Origin of the sequence: Pseudomonas sp. P7758 (genome assembly GCF_013386485.1) — a bacterium.
In the GTDB taxonomy this organism is placed as follows: Bacteria; Pseudomonadota; Gammaproteobacteria; order Pseudomonadales; family Pseudomonadaceae; genus Aquipseudomonas.
Map to the genome: position 1 here is coordinate 29,901 of NZ_JACARS010000074.1, position 17,285 is coordinate 47,185.

Below are 17,285 nucleotides of genomic sequence, written 5' to 3' on the forward strand. Positions count from 1 at the left end.
GATGGATTCACCCAGCGACGAAGCCCTGCTGTCCCGCTACCGCAGCGGCGACGGTGCAGCGTTCGAGGCCCTGTATGCGCGGCATCGACAGGGCCTGTACCGTTTTCTGGTGTCCTTGAGCAACAAGGCCGAACTGGCCGAGGAAGTGTTCCAGGACACCTGGCTCAGCCTGATCCGCAGCACCAGCGAGCCACAGGGGCGGGCGAGTTTTCGCACCTGGCTGTTCCAGATTGCCCGCAACCGCCTGATCGACCACTGGCGCAAGCACGGCATCCACAACCCGCTGCACGACAGCTACGATGAGCAGCTTCACGGCCAGCCCGACGACAGCGCCGGGCCTGAGCAACTGCTGAGCCTGAGCCGTGATCAGGCGCGCCTGGACAGCGCACTGCAAGACTTGCCCGAAGACCAGCGCGAAGTGTTCCTGCTGCGCCTGCATGGCGAGCTGGAAGTGCCACAAATCGCCGCGCTCACCGGCGCCCCACTGGAAACGGTAAAAAGCCGCTTGCGTTACGCCCAGCAGAAACTGCGCCGACTGCTGGCCGAGGAGGTACCCGCATGACTGACCCCCGACATACCCAGGACTCGAACGACGAGCTGCTGATCGAGCATTTCCGTCAACACACCAGCGGCGAGCCGCCGGCTTCCCTGGACGCCTTCATCCTGGCCACCGCCCACCGTGAAGCACCGGTGCGGCAACCCGGCCTGTGGCAGCGTTGGTTACAGGCCTGCCAACGGCCGCGCTGGCAGATGGCGTTTGCCACCGTCGCGGGTGTGGCCCTGATGATTGGTTTGGTAACGCGCTCGCCGGTGCCGCAGCCGGAGTTATCCACAGGCACTTACGCGGCCGCCCCGCAGGAACTGGCCCGCCCGGCCCCGGCTGCCGCGCCGATGGCTCGATTCTCCGTGGCTCCGCAGGCTGACAGTGCGCCGCAGGTGCAGGCAGAAGTCGCGGGTTCGCTGGCGGATGAGCCGGTGGCGAAGATGAGCAAGCGCTCGGCTGTTGTGCTGCCGCCATTGGAGCAAGGGCTGCAGGAGATCCTGCGGTTGCGGCAGGCGGGAGAGGCGAAGGCGGCGGATGAGAAGCTGCTGGAGTTGCATAAGCGCTTTCCCAAGGAGGATCTGCCGGCGCGGTTGGAGGCGTTGAAAAATCCTTGAGGTGGAGGTCGCCAGCCGGTGGTTGACGAGAGACTTCCGGCCTTTATAATCATTCGCAACACGGCCCCTGTCGGTTGATGCGCTTCGGTGCAGCAATTGCTCAGGGGTTTTTTATTGCCTTGATTTTTTCGATTACCAATCGCGCTCCTGCCAGTGGTGATCCACTCCCATGCCCTCCAAATTCAGATCAAGGTGGGACAAGTCTGGAAAGTCATTCTCCAATAGTGCTTTCAGCCGTCGTCCCCAGCTTGATGACGGATTGATGATATTCATCAATTGGTGAGTGAGGCTTTAGATCGCTCTGTAGCGATCATTCCGCGGGCTATCAATATCTCAAGTTGGTCCTGGTAGCTCTGCCAAGGCTTAGGTTAACCCTGGATCATTGGTGCATCACTTTAGGCATGTGCGAGTTCCTCCAGCTTGAAATCGATGCAAGCGCCCGCCCTTCTATGTGTGGCGTCACTCGGGCTTTCACTTTGCTGTTCGAGGAACTTATGGTCAGCCAGAAAACTGCTACTTTATTTGCATCTTCCTCCTTATCTTGCGCCCACAAAAAAGCCCCAGGCCTTTCGACCTGGGGCTTTTTCATCTGTATCTGGTGCCCCGGCGTCGTTTGAACTGGGCGGTAAGACGCCCGCATTTATTGGGTTTCTTTGGTGGCGCGTCGGCTAGGCATACACGTGGGCATACACCAGCTAAATTGCTGGAGTACATATTCATCTTGGAATGCAGCTGTTTGCCGTGTCGCGGCAACCGGTTCACCAATGCAAATACTTACTCAATATTCGCCGCGATATTCCCTTTCCATCTCGTGTTTAAATTGGAGTTGTTCGTCAACTACGCAGCCAGCCCCTGAAAGCATCGTTGCGATTTTCTCAATTACCTCACGCACGTTCCGAAGGTTAATGGTCGCGAGGCCAGGCAGCGACGGCTTCCCATCTCTGTCCTCTGGATAGCGAAATGCCTGAGACGTAGGGTCTATCGATGCAAATTCGTCGATGAGGCGGCCAGCTTCTTTTAGCTTCTCAACTGAATCACCTGGTGCTATTTCAGCTAGGAGGGGATAACAGATCGCCCACAGTTTTCCGATATGGTGATCTTTCGGAAAGCCTTTCTCCTTACCGATGACTAACCTACCCATCTGAATGAGCTCTTTGAGCTGTAGTTCCAGATACTGTCGGTATAGAAATAAAATAGGATAGACCTGAGTGTCTTGACCTGAGCTGCGCTCCTCAATGCGCTGAACCAGAATATCGGCAGCGTCCTTGTACCCTGACGCATAAAGCGTCCAACGATACCCCCCTCCCCAATTTACACACGCGTTGTTCCACCAGTCCTCCTGTGACTTAAACAGTCCGTCTTCTGAGGACGGGAACGCAGACGGTCGTATGAAAAAATCAGGGTCAAGCAAAGAGTCTGGATCGCTCATTTTGAAGCCTCAATTAGGGGGGGGGCGAGTGGCGAGTATAGAAGCTCAGTCGAAGCTCTGGAAAAGTGACGAGCGCTGTAAGCTTTCATTCGCGCTAGCTGTCCGATGTGGTTTCCCGGTTGCTCAGAGCGAGTGATGTACCTAGCAGGCAGCAAAAAATTTGCCGGGGCCCCTGGAGAGTTTTGCTAGGTACGGGGCATGAAACCCGTGGGATCGAGTTAGTGGAAGGCGATGGAAGTTACTGAAATTTCAATCGTTGAAATTGAAAGGATTTTGAGAAAAAGAAGGCATCGTTACCGTTTTGGTAACGGTGCTCTCAGATGGCTAAAACGGTAGGGAAAATTCACAGGGGAACTGGAGTTTGCCAGGTTCACCTCGTAACTTAGCTGGGTTACTTTCCGCTAACACGATCCTGCGGGTCTCCCATCCCGTGCCAAAATGACATGCTCAGGGGGCCGTTAATTTACCGAAGGTAAGGGCAGGACCTATCCATCCTCGCTGGCGGAGCCGTTGCGAATGGGGTGGGGGGGATACCTTCATAAACTCGTGTTACTAACGTTACGCTCGTTACGCAACGTAATAACCAGTTGATTTTAATGGGTTTTTAACTGTTACACATTCGAGTTCTTGTGTTGCGCAAGCTTGTTACACGTTCAATCGGTGTTACATTCCGACGTTTGCTGATGCTCTTTAGTGCGCTGGCACACTATCGTCCGGAATAGAGCTACCCTAGATCGATGCGAATAACTTAGGAACCGAAGCGATATGTGCATCAACGGGGACAGGATTAGTTGCGCTGTGTGAGATTCATAGTGAGAATGTGCGAATAGGAGTGTTAATGCTGCTGTTGGCCTTAGAGCGTCTGTCGGTCAGTGCTCCACTCTGAATTCATAGAACCACGTAATTTCGGTAAACTGGCCTACGGTCGCCAAACTTGCAACACTCATGCCCGGAGCGCATATGCGCTATCTCGGTCCGCCCAGGCGAACCGATAGCGCCCATTGCCGTCAACGGACCTTGACTGCACCGCTTCATAGCTGGTCAGATCTTTTAGATCTGTCCGCTAGATGGAGTATCTTCAAGCTTCAACAAGAGACGTTTTACCCCAATCCTCCCGCCATGTTAAGTTCGCGAACCCATGCTCGACATCTGCCGAAACGGTCGCAAGAGATACAACCCTTCCCTGGTCCTGATCAGTTCTTTCTTTTGGCCCAACTGCCATTCCGCAAGGAGCGTCGCGCAACCCACATTTATCAGCCAAAGCCGTACTCGAAACGATCAAAAATCTAGCGGGCGATAAACTGCTTAAACCAAAGGTTCTCTGGTGGGCCCATCTTCCTATATCTATTCCAGAATCCAAGATTGGAATAAATACCCAGTCTGGCTGATATGTTCTAATTAAATCATCTGCAAGCGGGCGAGCTTCTACGTCTTGGCAAATTAAAATTACGCATCTGCCAAATCCGTCAATGTCGGCTACGACTATTTCCTCACCAGAGCAGTTATCCTCCATTAGAAGTTTTTCACCTGGGTCACTCAGCCCGTAAAGACTTGCTCGCTTGGCGTCAAGTCCCGCTTGCCATAATTTTCTCTGGCGCCACAAAACTGTACCGTTCCCATTCACTACACTGCTTTCATTCCAGGCTTGGCCCTCGTCGCCGCCCTCACTTTCTTCTCTTTCGACAGTTGCCCCAGAGCCTAGAATACAAATTCTGAACTCTGCGGGAGAAGTAAAAAGCTCGTTAGCCAATTCGTCAGCGGTTGTACAAGTCACCATAAGCTCAGGCGCAAAAGCGATATCAGTTTTGGCAGCAGCGACTAACGCATTGGTAATGCACGTCTTAACATCACGATCTTCAGCTACTAAGAAATTGAAAAAAAGTCGTCCCTCTTCGCTTCTCTCCGTAACTTTCAGGTGGCATTCTTTTTGGGCGACCGGAACAAATGTAACTGTTTCTGCGCCGGCGACTGCACCTGGCATTACTCCTTCCGAAGCTGAGGATGCTCTAACTATAAGTCGAACAGCTATGGGCCGCTCATCTATTTTTAATTTGCTCTCAACTACAGAAAGTGCCGCAAACCGATCAGATAAGCATTCCCCGCTTGAGGCAAATTCATCCCTCGGCAATCGAGTCAACGGGCCCCGTGGAACTAAATTATGCTCATTTAAGGTGCCGTATGCACCTGAAAACATGCGTGCATCCCTGGCATCTTGAAGCCATTTTGGAATAGGTGGTCTCTGGCCCGATTGTCCGTTAATCAATATAGATCGAGGGTGCACTCTATAAAAAAATTCGTCTATTATTCTCATTACTTCCAACATTGCGCCCTTTCTAAGCGGAACACTTTGCTGGCTGATGAGGTCAATAATCTTAGTGCACGCTTGGTCTCCCTCATCAATACTTAGGGAAAGCTCAACTGCGAGGCAAAATTTTTCGTCCGGAAGCATAACTCTCGTTAATGTACTAGACGAAAGAATTCTAACCTTGTACCAGTATTCCAAGAACAAATCTGCAGGATTCATATTGGCCTCTATCAGGACGAAGTATCCGGACCGTTTCTGCCAATATATCCCCGACTACCAATCACTGGGGTGCGGATGTCGTTTGTGCTGGCATATAAGTCTAAGTAAACCCCTACGTTAGCTAGTGCTACGTTAAGTGCATTCAATTGCTCGCTAATACTTAAACGCTGTTTGTCGCCAAATGTTTTTCTCCGGCGTTCAAGGTTTCTCACTATCTGGCTGGCGCATTCCGCCGCCTTTTTCCCGATTTCGTTTAATAATTCAAAACGCCCGGAAGGAGTAATAAATACGACCAAATCGGTGAGTACCTTTAAAAAGCCGACAGCCATGGCTGGTGAGCGACCGTAATAATTCGCCATGTTAGTTCTCAGTCTAACGTCAGCAGTACCAAATACGTTACTACTGAAAGATAGTGCAATGTCAAGATTTTCAGGGTCGCGCATAACTGCGCGTGCTAGGTTTTGAAATCTAAGCATAAGTAAGTTTGAAGAACCCGACTTAAATGTGGCCTTCAAAGCGTGATTAGCTGCATCAGCATTCGAGACAATAGGAATAGGTCCTTCTGACATTCGCGAGTGTAGCTCAAATGCAAGCCGGTTTAATTCATCACTTTTTGTGCTTGCCATTTCGCTACTTAAAAGTTCAAGGCCAAGCTGAAAGAGACCGTAGGCGTGCGGGAACTCTAGTTTCGCAATGTTTACATCGCCTTCTAAAAGAATTACATCAATTTGCGAGGCTAATAGTTCGGTTTGCTGATCTTCAGGGATATTTGCTATGCCTGCTATATCGTGCAGCACTGATCGGATTTCTCCTACAGTCTGCATCGCAGCGTCCAACTCAAGTGACAAAACATACAAGCGGGCGGCTTTTCTTCTATACATTACTCGTCTAAGTTTTGAGGTGATGGTATTCATTTCTGAATATAAAGAGTCTATTTCCTCAAGGAGTGAAAGTTCGTCTTCACGCTCAAACATAAAGCCATAAGTAGCGAGAAAGGTCTCTAGCTTAACTAATAGCAAGTTTTTCCAAATGTCTGGTTTGTTTAAGCTTACCATTCTCAGCAGGTCTAGGCTTTTAGATCTCAAGGCCACCGCTTGAAATGGGTCGTCAGTGATACCGTCGATTGTCTCGGTGGTATTTATAAGGGCTGATATATAATCTATATCTTGCTCTTCACCTTCGAGTTCGGCTTCTAATGCGCTCTCTAAGAGGTGCTGAAGTTCGGCAACAGCTCTCTCGGGCTCCATTGTACTAAGTTTGGACATGTACTCAGCAGTCGCTTTTTTAGGCAGCAAACGCCTTCTAACAATATCAATTAGTTCTCGGTTTATTTCTGGTACTTCTAATTCAAAATTCGTTAAGTTTGTGGCAAGCCTCATGTAGTTAAGTGTTAGTGGGTCAAGAGTAGGGTCCGCAGCGATGAACGGCGATAATGTTTCATAGAACGGTACGTTGTCATCGGCAGCAATAGAGAGAAGCTCTATATCTTGCAGTACTGAACCTACAGAGAATCCACCAATACGTGTTAACTCCGAAATGGCACGGGCTTTTGCGTCACTTTCTTCAGATGTATCTCTTCGAGAAACGCGCATCGGTACTGCGCGAACAGCTACTTCATTGTTTCTTTTTACGCGAATAGCTGCAGCAACCCTTGAGGCGCCATCTATGTTTTGTCTGTTTAACACAAAGCAAAGTGCAACAATGTCGGGTAACTGTATGGTGCAGATGCCTGCGACATCGGCGAGACCAGTCCGACTGTCAATCAGAACTAAATCATAATTTTCTTTTGCCCAATTTTTAAAAGATTCGAGGAGTAATCCTCCACCATGCTCATCATAGAATTTTGTCCATGAAAATGCAGCCAGTGCTTCCTCGTAAGGCAATGTCTTAGGCGTCGATATGTTTCTACTGCCTGCACCGATATAGTCAAGAGATCCTTCAGTATTGAACTGTTCTGAAGAGAATAAAGATCTAACTACATGTTCAAAGCGACAGTCAGTATCTAAGTTTTCAATAATTGAATCGAGTTCTTGTTGGGTGGTTATCGAGCTTAGCTGGGAACTCCATTCCCAAAGAATATCCAATATGCCTGGATCATCCTTAAACAGCTTTGCGTCAGCGGCTTCTATTAATCCTCTAAAATAATAAACTAGTCCTGGAGCCTCTAAGTCCCAATCCATTACGAGGACGCGCTTGCCATTCATAGCCGCTAAAAACGCTACGTTTGCTAGCGCCATCGTACGTCCTACCCCACCTTTATAGGAGTAAAACGTAATTATTTTTCCAGGTTTCTTAGTAGACATGATCACGCCACATTGAGCTGTACAGAGAATGTTTGAACTTGTTTCATGTAGGGCGGGAGTTTACCGTTTGCACGATCCAATGAAAAAGACTTGGAAGGGGCTGTAATTGTTTCAATTACAGATTTCGCCCGGACTAAGTCGAACGAATATTTTGCGGCGGGCGTAAGAAAATTTATTACGTGAACCCCATCTTTTCTGAAATCCGTGATTCCCAGCTCGCGGAGCTTTTTTATTTTTCGACTTACTGTTTCAACTCGCTCCCCCAGCATCTCAGAAAGCGCAGTATTGGTCCGAGATGCCTCACTCAATTTGTATATATAGCCGACATAAGCAGCATCATATAAGACAGTATCAAACTCGTCGCTTGGGCGACTTATGAGTACTTTAGATGCCAATAGTTGAGCAAAACTTATCTGACCCAACATGTACGACGAACGGTGAGCTAAATCTGCCGTAGGACTATTTCTGACAGCCGTAATGGAGTCGGCAGGTGCTTTCCGCAATGCTTGGTTGAAAAGTTTGGCCAAAGCATCGGTCAGCACCTGAAGCTCTTGAAGCGAGTGGCTAGACACAGCGACCTCAAGGTGGCCTGCGATCACTGCCATGTGCTCGGGCTTGAGGTCCTCAGGGTTGAGACCTTGGAGGACAAGGTTTTGCAGAAAATCGGCTGTGGACATTTTCAATGGTTCTCCTATATGCAGCGACTATAGGCAGAAAAATGGGGTTGATCAATTAAATATCAATGATGTGTAATTGACTGCAAACCCCGTTCGCCTTGGCAAATGACGGGTTGTTTTTTACGCAGAGCACGTGGATCAATGCGTACAGCAGGGCTTTCCTTCAAGCTGCTTGGTCATTTCGTGGTTAGGCACATAGCTTTTTTTACGGTATGGCCAATTTTTCAGATTAGCGGTATCGGTGTGAGCCAATTTTCAGAACAGAGAGCCGCCTCTAGGCATGGGTGTAAATCACATCGTGAAATCACGATATGAGGACTATGCAGGTCCATATGGCAGTAGTTAAATGGGGTGAATATGAAGCAGCCTCGTTTCGCAGGCTGCTTCGGGCAGGGTTGAGGTTAGGCCGCCAACAGGTCAAGCAGGCTGTGTTGATGTGATCGTTCGGCAAGTTCTCGGAAGGTCCAGCTTCCGAAGTTTTCACCTTGCTCAGGGATTTCCAGCTTCAGCAGCGCAACCGGATCTTGACTAATCAGTCTTCGCGCAGCCCACAGCTTGCCGCCGGTCTCCAGCAGTGCTTTCGCAGCCTCGTTCCACTGTTCTTCCAGCACAGTGTTCGCCAGGTGAGCCGCTTTGTTCTCGATCTTGGCGCGTTCTTTTTGTGCCTCAGTGATGTGCAGGTCAATCGTCACCAGCTCTTGCTCCAGCGCGGTGATGTTTAGTTGTTGGCGACGGTGATGCTCAGCCGCAGCCGTGAGGTTTTTTGCTGCCTTTTGAGCTTCCGCGTTAGCGGCTTTCTCGCCCTCCAAATCGCCCCAGGCTACCGCCTGCGCGTAGGCGGTGGCTGCGTCCGTTTCAGCTTGTCGAGCCTTTGCCATATCCTCCTGATCACTCTGGCGGACCTGCTGCAACCTGGTCTCGATGCTGCTGCGCTTTTCGTTAAGCTCCATCTCGTCGGCTTTCCAGTTCGCAATGCCGCTGAGGTAACCCGCAGCCAAGCTCTCACGGTTCGCCAGAGCCTCGAGGCGATCGATTTTTTGATTCAGGCGATAGATCTCATGATCTCGTGAGTCGATGCGTCTTTTGTGATCGTTGATTTCATCTTGCACTGCCCATTGACGGCCTTGCTGGATAACCTCCGGGTTTTCTAGCGCTTCTTCGAAGGGCACCATGTCGCGCTGAATGCTCTCCATTTCGAGGGTCAGTGTCTCGCGGCGGTCTTTCAGTTCTTGGATAGTGTTCATCTGTATGGTCTCTGGATACTGCGGTTGATAGGGATGGTTGTCGAACGGCTGGCGAGGCCGAAAATGAGCCGGTGCTACCTCGATCAGCAGGCATGCTGTTAGGCGGCCTTGGCCTCGCCTTCATCCGTTCCTGGAACGGTCTTCACCACGTAGCAGCGTTGAGGGCCTAAACCAGGCAGGCGAATCAAGCTGTACGCCTTTCCGTCGGTTCCCGGCTCGAGCACGCCCCGTTGCAGCAGCTCCTTGTTCACCGCACTGATATTCATGCCCTTGAAGATTTCGGCCCTCCAGGCTTCCGGCAATACGTAGTAGGTGTTGGTGGTGTGCAGGGCATCGCCCATGCCGTGTTCCATCGTCTTGCGAAAGCCCAGTCGATCAATCGTGCGTGGGCCGTGTTCATCGATCTTGGCGGCGGCAGACTCCCAGCGGGTAAAGCGGCTTTCTCCAAAGCGTTCGATGACTTGTCTCAGTCGCGCTAAAATCGCATCGCCCTCGAAGTTACCGGCGCCGCCACGCTCGGCTAGCCACGCATGCAGACACACCCGTGCGGCGGTCGTAGCCGTGCCATCGGGCCAGCCGGTGACGCCGAAAGCGGTGGCCAACTCTCCCGCCGCTGCTGCGAGGCCAAAGCGAAGGGCTGCACGTTGGGCTTGCCCACTGGCCGATGCAGGTAGGTTTTGGGTGATGAACTGCTCCACCGTGCGGCGAATGATCACCGTCCATCTGAACATTTCTCCTGGCGCGCACAGTGCGTGTAGGAAGGCGGTGAGGGGCGTTCCGTAGTATTTGGCTACGCGGGCCTTGAGCGCATCGGAGAGGGCGGCTGCGTCTTCGAAACCGTTCAGCACATCGAACATGCCGAGGCCCTTGCTGGCATCCGCTGGCACCGCAAGCATGCGCACCTCCATGCCCGCTTTCAGCTCCTTGTTTGCATCCGCCATGTGCTGCGCCAATGTCTTCTCGCCGGTCGAGAGAAACAGTAAGCGCCACTCTTGCACCTGTCGGCCCGCTTGTCCTCGATCATTCGCCCGGGCCTTGCCGGTGCCGTTACCGAGCATGTAAACCGTCTCGCCAATAATGCGCGGGTCGCACATGCCGATTTCATCCAGCACCAGGAGGCCGTCTGAGTGTGCAGCGGCGATGGACTCCAAGGCGTTATCTGTTGAGCGCCACGAACGCACCAGACGCGGCCCCCCATAAACCGAGGCAGCGACCTGTAAGTGGGTAGTCTTGCCCCCGGAGCTGTCACCGTAGAGATGGAAGCCGCCTGACTCATGTCCGAGTAGGTTCAGTAGAGGTCCTGCAAACGCCACAGAGACGACAAATGCCAAGCGGTGGTTGCCAACGCACAGTGCGCCGATTTGCTGCTGCCATTGCTCCAGAGAGCCCGCCTCGCTGATCGGTGGCAACTGCGCACCGGCCTCATAAAAATGCAGGTGTTCGGCGTGCGAGCCAATCTGTTGTTCGGGCAGAAGGAAGGCGTTGTCATGCCAGCCCAGGCGCGTTACCAAACGTGCGCGCTGGGCGCTGTCGAAGCCGCCGAGATAACTCTGCAGGTCGTTGCGGGCATTGCGCCCCGATCGACTTCCGGCAAGGCGTAAGCCCATGTCGATCAGTGGCCCAATTACGTCCTTGCCGAAGTCACCAGTCATCGTTCGGGCCGGAATGTTCCAGCGTTTTTTGGCGCCGTCCGGGTCGTCGAATTCGACCAACAAACCCTAGTTATGGCCCTTGTCGTCGCGGGTGCGGGCGATGATTTCGAGAGGCGAATACACGGCGCATACACTTGGGCATACACGGCAGGAAGTTGCAGGGGTAGACAGGGACGGATAGTCAGAAACAAGAAAGCCCGCGCAGGGCGGGCTTCTTGGGGTGTTTCGTAGACTGTCTGAGACAGCCCGAGACTGCTATATGGTGCACCCGGCGGGATTCGAACCCACGACCCCTGCCTTCGGAGGGCAGTACTCTATCCAGCTGAGCTACGGATGCTTGTGCGGGCGACATCATACCCATGTCGACCTTGGGCGTCCATGCCGCTTTTCGCCCGGCCGCCCGTAGGAATACGCGCCGCTGACGCCCTGTGCCGGGCGTCTCGGCGCAATAGGGCGGAACTCGCCCGAAACACGCTGATCAGAAAAATCGAGCAAATGTGCCGTTTTCGTTCTTTTTTTCGAACAGACTATTGCCCTGCACCCCCATTGATCCTAGGATTCGTTTGAGATTTCAAACGCTCCTGCCTGGGTGCTGAACCGCACATTTGTCCTTTCGTGCGCTATTTACGTGCTTGCGCCCAGTGAATGATTTCCCTGACGGCAGCCCTCAAGGCGCCTTTCAACAACTCTAATTCGCTCCGCGCGTGCGCGGTGCTGTTAAGGAAAGCCGACATGCAGCTCAAAGACACCCAGTTGTTCCGCCAGCAAGCCTTCATTGATGGCGCTTGGGTCGATGCGGACAACGGTCAAACGATCAAGGTCAACAACCCCGCTACCGGCGAAATCCTCGGTACCGTGCCAAAAATGGGCGCCGCCGAAACCCGTCGCGCCATTGAAGCAGCTGACAAGGCCCTGCCGGCCTGGCGTGCACTTACCGCCAAGGACCGCGCCAACAAGCTGCGCCGCTGGTTCGAGCTGATCATCGAGAACCAGGATGACCTGGCTCGCCTGATGACCCTGGAGCAAGGCAAGCCGCTGGCCGAAGCCAAGGGCGAAATCGTCTACGCCGCCTCGTTCATCGAGTGGTTCGCCGAAGAAGCCAAGCGCGTCTACGGTGATGTGATTCCCGGCCACCAGCCGGACAAGCGCCTGATCGTGATCAAGCAACCAATCGGCGTTACCGCTGCCATCACGCCGTGGAACTTCCCGGCCGCGATGATCACCCGTAAAGCCGGCCCGGCCCTGGCTGCCGGTTGCACCATGGTGCTCAAGCCTGCGTCGCAAACCCCGTTCTCCGCTTTCGCCCTGGCTGAACTGGCCCAGCGTGCCGGGATTCCGAAAGGCGTGTTCAGCGTGGTCTCCGGCAGCGCCGGCGATATCGGCAGCGAGCTGACCAGCAACCCGATCGTGCGTAAGTTGTCCTTCACCGGCTCCACCGAAATCGGTCGCCAGCTGATGGCCGAATGCGCCAAGGACATCAAGAAGGTTTCCCTGGAACTGGGCGGCAACGCGCCGTTCATCGTGTTCGACGACGCAGACCTGGATAAGGCCGTCGAAGGCGCGATCATTTCCAAGTACCGCAACAACGGCCAGACCTGCGTCTGCGCCAACCGCCTGTACATCCAGGATTCGGTGTACGACGCGTTCGCCGAGAAACTGAAAGTGGCAGTGGCCAAGCTGAAGATCGGCAATGGTCTGGAAGAGGGCACCACCACCGGCCCGCTGATCGACGAGAAGGCCGTGGCCAAGGTTCAGGAGCACATCGCTGACGCCCTGAGCAAAGGCGCGACCCTGTTGGCTGGCGGCAAGGTGATGGAAGGCAACTTCTTCGAGCCGACCATCCTGGTCAACGTGCCGAAAGATGCTGCCGTGGCCAAGGAAGAAACCTTCGGCCCACTGGCGCCGCTGTTCCGCTTCAAAGACGAAGCCGAAGTGATCGCGATGTCCAACGACACCGAGTTCGGCCTGGCTTCCTACTTCTATGCCCGCGACCTGGGCCGTGTGTTCCGTGTGGCTGAAGCCCTGGAATACGGCATGGTCGGCGTCAACACCGGGTTGATCTCCAACGAAGTGGCGCCGTTCGGCGGCATCAAGGCTTCGGGCCTGGGCCGTGAAGGCTCCAAGTACGGGATCGAGGATTACCTGGAAATCAAATACCTCTGCCTGGGCATCTAAGCCCGGCAAGGCATTGTTGCAAACGCAAAGGGCACGAGAGCGCTGTCCCTTTGCGTGTTTCACCCCGTTATTCGTAGTGGCCGGGAAAGCTGTGGCAGTCGATCATCGCATGCTGCCGTAGTTGCCTCCCCGCCACGTATTCCTTGGACCACGCCACCCGATGAGTGGCGAATGAGGACTTTATGAGCAAGACCAACGCATCCCTGATGAAACGCCGCGAAGCCGCTGTACCACGCGGTGTTGGCCAGATTCACCCGATCTTCGCCGAGTCGGCGAAGAACGCCACCGTGACCGACGTTGAAGGTCGCGAGTTCATCGACTTCGCCGGCGGTATCGCCGTGCTGAACACCGGCCACGTGCACCCGAAAATCATCGCCGCCGTAACCGAACAGTTGAACAAGCTGACTCACACCTGCTTCCAGGTACTGGCCTACGAGCCGTACGTTGAGCTGTGCGAAAAAGTTAACGCCAAGGTGCCGGGTGATTTCGCCAAGAAAACCCTGCTGGTCACCACCGGTTCCGAAGCGGTAGAAAACGCCGTGAAGATTGCCCGTGCCGCCACTGGCCGTGCCGGCGTGATCGCGTTCACCGGCGCCTACCACGGTCGCACCATGATGACCCTGGGCCTCACCGGCAAAGTGGTGCCGTACTCGGCCGGCATGGGCCTGATGCCAGGCGGCGTGTTCCGCGCGCTGTTCCCGAACGAACTGCACGGTGTGAGCGATGACGACTCCATCGCCAGCATCGAACGCATCTTCAAGAACGATGCCGAGCCGCGTGATATCGCTGCCATCATCATCGAGCCGGTGCAGGGCGAAGGCGGTTTCTACGTCGCGCCTAAATCCTTCATGAAGCGCCTGCGCGAACTGTGCGACAAGCACGGCATCCTGCTGATCGCCGACGAAGTGCAAACCGGTGCCGGCCGTACCGGTACTTTCTTCGCCATGGAACAGATGGGCGTTGCCGCCGACCTGACCACCTTCGCCAAATCCATCGCAGGCGGCTTCCCGCTGGCCGGTGTATGCGGCAAGGCTGAATACATGGACGCCATTGCTCCGGGTGGCCTGGGCGGCACTTACGCTGGCAGCCCGATCGCTTGCGCCGCGGCCCTGGCCGTGATGGAAGTGTTCGAAGAAGAGCACCTGCTGGACCGCTGCAAGGCTGTGGGCGAGCGCCTGGTGACCGGTCTGAAAGCTATCCAGGCCAAGTACCCGGTAATCGGCGAAGTGCGTGCCCTGGGCGCGATGATTGCGGTCGAGCTGTTCGAAGATGGCGACAGCCACAAGCCGAACGCCGCTGCTGTCGCTTCCGTGGTGGCCAAGGCGCGTGACAAGGGCTTGATCCTGCTGTCCTGCGGCACCTACGGCAACGTGTTGCGCGTGCTGGTTCCGCTGACTTCGCCGGACGAGCAGTTGGACAAAGGCCTGGCGATCATCGAAGAGTGCTTCTCCGAGTTGTGATCAAAAGTTGACCTGATCGACAAAAAACCCGCTTAGGCGGGTTTTTTTGTGCCCGATGAACGGTATTCAGCCGTTGTTCATTGTACGCAGGCGGCTCCTTTGTCTAAGGTGCTGGTATTGCCGATGGAGCGTGCTGGATGACTGCTGTTGATTTACCGGCTGTACCCCGTGTGTTGATTGCCGAGGCCGACCCTTGGTCCCGAGATCTGCTCAAGCAGGTGTTGCTGAATGTGCGCTGTGACGCACGGCTGGATGTGTGTGCCGATGGCCAGCGGGCCACCGAGTTGCTGCGTGACAAACCCTATGACCTGATCATTGCCGATTGGGAGCTGCCCGGCGTCGATGGCCTGAGCCTGCTGCGCAGCGTGCGCCTGCAACGGCGTACGCCGCTGTTGCCGTTTATCCTGCTGAGTACCCGCAACGACAGCGCCAGTGTGCGCGAAGCCTTGCCGCTGGCACCGACCGCGTACCTGACCAAACCCCTGAACATGGAAAGCCTGACCCAGCGCCTGCAGGACTTGCTGCTGAACGAAGGTGAGACGGTGTATTGCGAAGTCCCGGCCCTGGCGCCGGGCATGACCTTGCCGGTGTTTCTGGAGCGCCGCCGGGAAGCCTCCGACGGCGCGCCGCTGCGGGTCGACGTGCAGGCTGCGGTGCAACATAGCCTGGAGCCGGAGGGCCTGGACCTCAAGCGCCTGGAAGAGCAGGTGCGCATGGACCCTCAGATTACTGCCGTGTTGATCGCCGCCGCCAACAGCGCCGGCCATCACGGTTCGCCGGTACAGACCCTGGGCATGGCCCTGCACAAGCTGGCGGCGGGGCAGAGCATGAACCTGATCCTGGGGCTCGCCCTCAAGCACAACGTGGTACTGAGCGACCCGAGCCTTGTGGATTACGCCGAGCGTCATTGGCAGCTGTCCCAGCGTACCGCCGACTACGCCCGCAGCCTGGCGCGCATGCTCGACCTGGATCACGAGCGCTGCTACAGCGCCGGGATCCTCCATCGCCTTGGCGACCTGGCCTTGCTGCGGTGCCTGCAAGACTGGCTGCTGGGCGGTGGCGAACTGGATGATGAAGCGATTGGCGAGTCCCTCTACACCTTCGGCGCGGCCTATGGTTCGGCACTGCGCACACGCTGGCGCCTGCCGCTGGAGTTGCGCCAGTTGATCGCGGCGATTTATTCGCTGGAGGGCGGGGTGTATTCCCGCGAAGCGCTGGTGATGAACCTGGCGGCGCAACTGGCGCGGCTGACCGAGCATGAAGGCGTCGAGGCATTGGCGAAAGGCAAGACGGCACGCTTGCTCAAGGTGGGTTTGCCGGAATTGACGCGTATGCGCAAAACCTAGCAGGCGATGCGTGCCAGTGTGGGAGCTGGCTTGCCTGCGATAGCATCATCCCGGTACAACCAACACGCCGAGGTGCCTGCATCGCGGGCAAGCCCGGCTCCCACAGGTCATCGTGTGGCGTCAGCCGGGGAGCACGCGGTTTTTGCCCTGGCGCTTGGCCTCGTACATGGCCGCGTCAGCGCGGGCAAACAGGCTGTCCACATTGGCGTCCTCGGCGGTCAGGCTGGCCAGGCCCTGGCTGACGGTGATCGCGAAGCTCTCACCGTCGTGGCTGAAACTCAGCTGCGCAATCTCGTGCCCCAGGCGTTCGGCCACCTGCATTGCCATCTCCGGGGCACAACCGGGCAGTATGGCGGCGAACTCTTCGCCGCCAATGCGCCCGAACAGGTCGCCACGGCGCAGAACTCCCCGACCGCTCTCGGCGATACGCTGCAACACCTGATCGCCTTCCAGGTGGCCGTAGGTGTCGTTCACCACCTTGAAGTCATCGATGTCCAGCAACAGGAACGCCAGGGGCGTGCCTTGCAGGCAGGCGCGTTCAAACTCGTGGTGGGCGCACTCGAAGAAATGCCGGCGGTTGCTGCTGCGGGTCAGCACATCGGTGGTGGCCAGACGGTGCAGCTCGAGCTCCAGCTGCTTCTTTTCGGTGATGTCTTCGGCTATGCCTACCACGATCACCGGCTGGCCGGGCTCGGCCTGCTGGTTGATGTAACACTTGTCGCTGAGCCAGCGGATCTGCCCGTCGGCGGTGATGATGCGGTACTCGCGGTCTTCCACGGCGCCGCTGTGCAGCACCTGGGCCAGGCTGTGCTCGGCGTAGTCGAGGTCTTCGGGGTGGATGCTGTTGCGCCATTCCCGATAGTCGGTCAGCAACATGCCCGCCGTACGTCCGAAAACCCGCTCATAGGCCGGGCTGACGTACAGCACGCGGCGAGTGTCCCACTCGATTGCCCAGAGCACGGCATTCACACTGACCAACAGCGAACTCAGCAGTTGCTCGCGTTCACTCAGCCGTTCCACTTCGCCCTGGGCATGCATCAGGGCCAGCAACGTAGCGGCGGCTGCCGGTCGTGGGTGTTCGAGGACGGGGGTGTCGGTGAAGGTCTTTTCGTGGACCATCGGCACAACTCTCTCTGGGCAGGCCGCGGGGTTGGGCAGCGGTCACAACAAGGGCCGCCGGGATGGCGAAGTGTTGATTGAGAGGGGGAATTTGCTGCGAAGTTCCGTTATCAGCGCCGATTAGAGGCGACCAAGAAATGGCGCCAGAAACATGTAGGAGCGAGTTTGTTGGGGGGAGGGGCTTGCTGTGGGGAAGGA

11 protein-coding genes, 1 tRNA gene and 1 pseudogene are annotated in these 17,285 nt (G+C 55.4%); 5 read left to right on the forward strand and 8 right to left on the reverse strand.

What is annotated here, in order from left to right:
• Position 1 precedes the first annotated feature (1 nt).
• Both HX873_RS16835 and HX873_RS16840 read left to right on the forward strand, forming a co-directional pair.
• Complete coding sequence (locus HX873_RS16835; RefSeq protein WP_003218160.1) at positions 2-562, forward strand: RNA polymerase sigma factor; 561 nt, start codon at positions 2-4, stop codon at positions 560-562.
• A complete protein-coding gene (locus HX873_RS16840) occupies positions 559-1,158 on the forward strand; it encodes a hypothetical protein (protein WP_177040708.1) in 600 nt (199 codons plus the stop codon). Before HX873_RS16835 ends, HX873_RS16840 begins: the two co-directional genes overlap by 4 nt.
• Before the next feature lie 778 nt (positions 1,159-1,936).
• Here the strand turns inward: HX873_RS16840 and HX873_RS16845 are convergent.
• The 7 genes and pseudogenes from HX873_RS16845 to HX873_RS16875 all read right to left on the reverse strand — a co-directional run bounded on the left by HX873_RS16845 (position 1,937) and on the right by HX873_RS16875 (position 11,324).
• Positions 1,937-2,587 carry a hypothetical protein gene (locus tag HX873_RS16845; protein WP_058410234.1) on the reverse strand — a complete coding sequence of 217 codons (651 nt, stop codon included), beginning with the start codon at positions 2,585-2,587 and terminating at the stop codon, positions 1,937-1,939.
• Between the two features lie 1,078 nt (positions 2,588-3,665).
• Positions 3,666-5,111 (reverse strand): hypothetical protein, encoded by a 1,446-nt coding sequence (locus HX873_RS16850; RefSeq protein ID WP_177122935.1) that lies wholly within the window; start codon positions 5,109-5,111, stop codon positions 3,666-3,668.
• 11 nt (positions 5,112-5,122) lie between these two features.
• Entirely contained in the window at positions 5,123-7,414 is a 2,292-nt protein-coding gene (locus tag HX873_RS16855) for a KGGVGR-motif variant AAA ATPase (protein WP_177122936.1), read from the reverse strand.
• Positions 7,415-7,416: 2 nt separating this feature from the next.
• Positions 7,417-8,091, reverse strand: coding sequence for a helix-turn-helix domain-containing protein (locus HX873_RS16860; RefSeq protein WP_177122937.1), 675 nt, complete (start codon positions 8,089-8,091; stop codon positions 7,417-7,419).
• Positions 8,092-8,492: 401 nt separating this feature from the next.
• Positions 8,493-9,335, reverse strand: a complete 843-nt coding sequence (locus HX873_RS16865) for a chromosome segregation protein SMC (protein ID WP_177122938.1) — start codon at positions 9,333-9,335, stop codon at positions 8,493-8,495.
• Positions 9,336-9,433: 98 nt separating this feature from the next.
• Positions 9,434-11,110: pseudogene (locus HX873_RS16870) on the reverse strand (DUF927 domain-containing protein); the annotation flags it as partial.
• Between the two features lie 137 nt (positions 11,111-11,247).
• Positions 11,248-11,324: transfer RNA gene (locus tag HX873_RS16875), tRNA-Arg, on the reverse strand.
• A gap of 395 nt (positions 11,325-11,719) precedes the next feature.
• Between HX873_RS16875 and gabD the strand changes: the two genes are divergently transcribed.
• The 3 genes from gabD (at position 11,720) to HX873_RS16890 (ending at position 15,968) form a co-directional block, all read left to right on the forward strand.
• Positions 11,720-13,162, forward strand: a complete 1,443-nt coding sequence (gene gabD, locus HX873_RS16880; protein ID WP_003218155.1) for an NADP-dependent succinate-semialdehyde dehydrogenase — start codon at positions 11,720-11,722, stop codon at positions 13,160-13,162.
• Positions 13,163-13,344: 182 nt separating this feature from the next.
• Positions 13,345-14,622, forward strand: a complete 1,278-nt coding sequence (gene gabT, locus HX873_RS16885) for a 4-aminobutyrate--2-oxoglutarate transaminase (protein WP_003218153.1) — start codon at positions 13,345-13,347, stop codon at positions 14,620-14,622.
• A 137-nt stretch (positions 14,623-14,759) separates the two neighbouring features.
• Positions 14,760-15,968, forward strand: coding sequence for an HDOD domain-containing protein (locus HX873_RS16890; protein WP_003218151.1), 1,209 nt, complete (start codon positions 14,760-14,762; stop codon positions 15,966-15,968).
• Positions 15,969-16,088: 120 nt separating this feature from the next.
• On the opposite strand, the gene HX873_RS16895 is transcribed toward HX873_RS16890, so the two are convergent.
• A complete protein-coding gene (locus HX873_RS16895) occupies positions 16,089-17,087 on the reverse strand; it encodes a sensor domain-containing diguanylate cyclase (RefSeq protein WP_177122939.1) in 999 nt (332 codons plus the stop codon).
• Positions 17,088-17,285 lie beyond the last annotated feature (198 nt).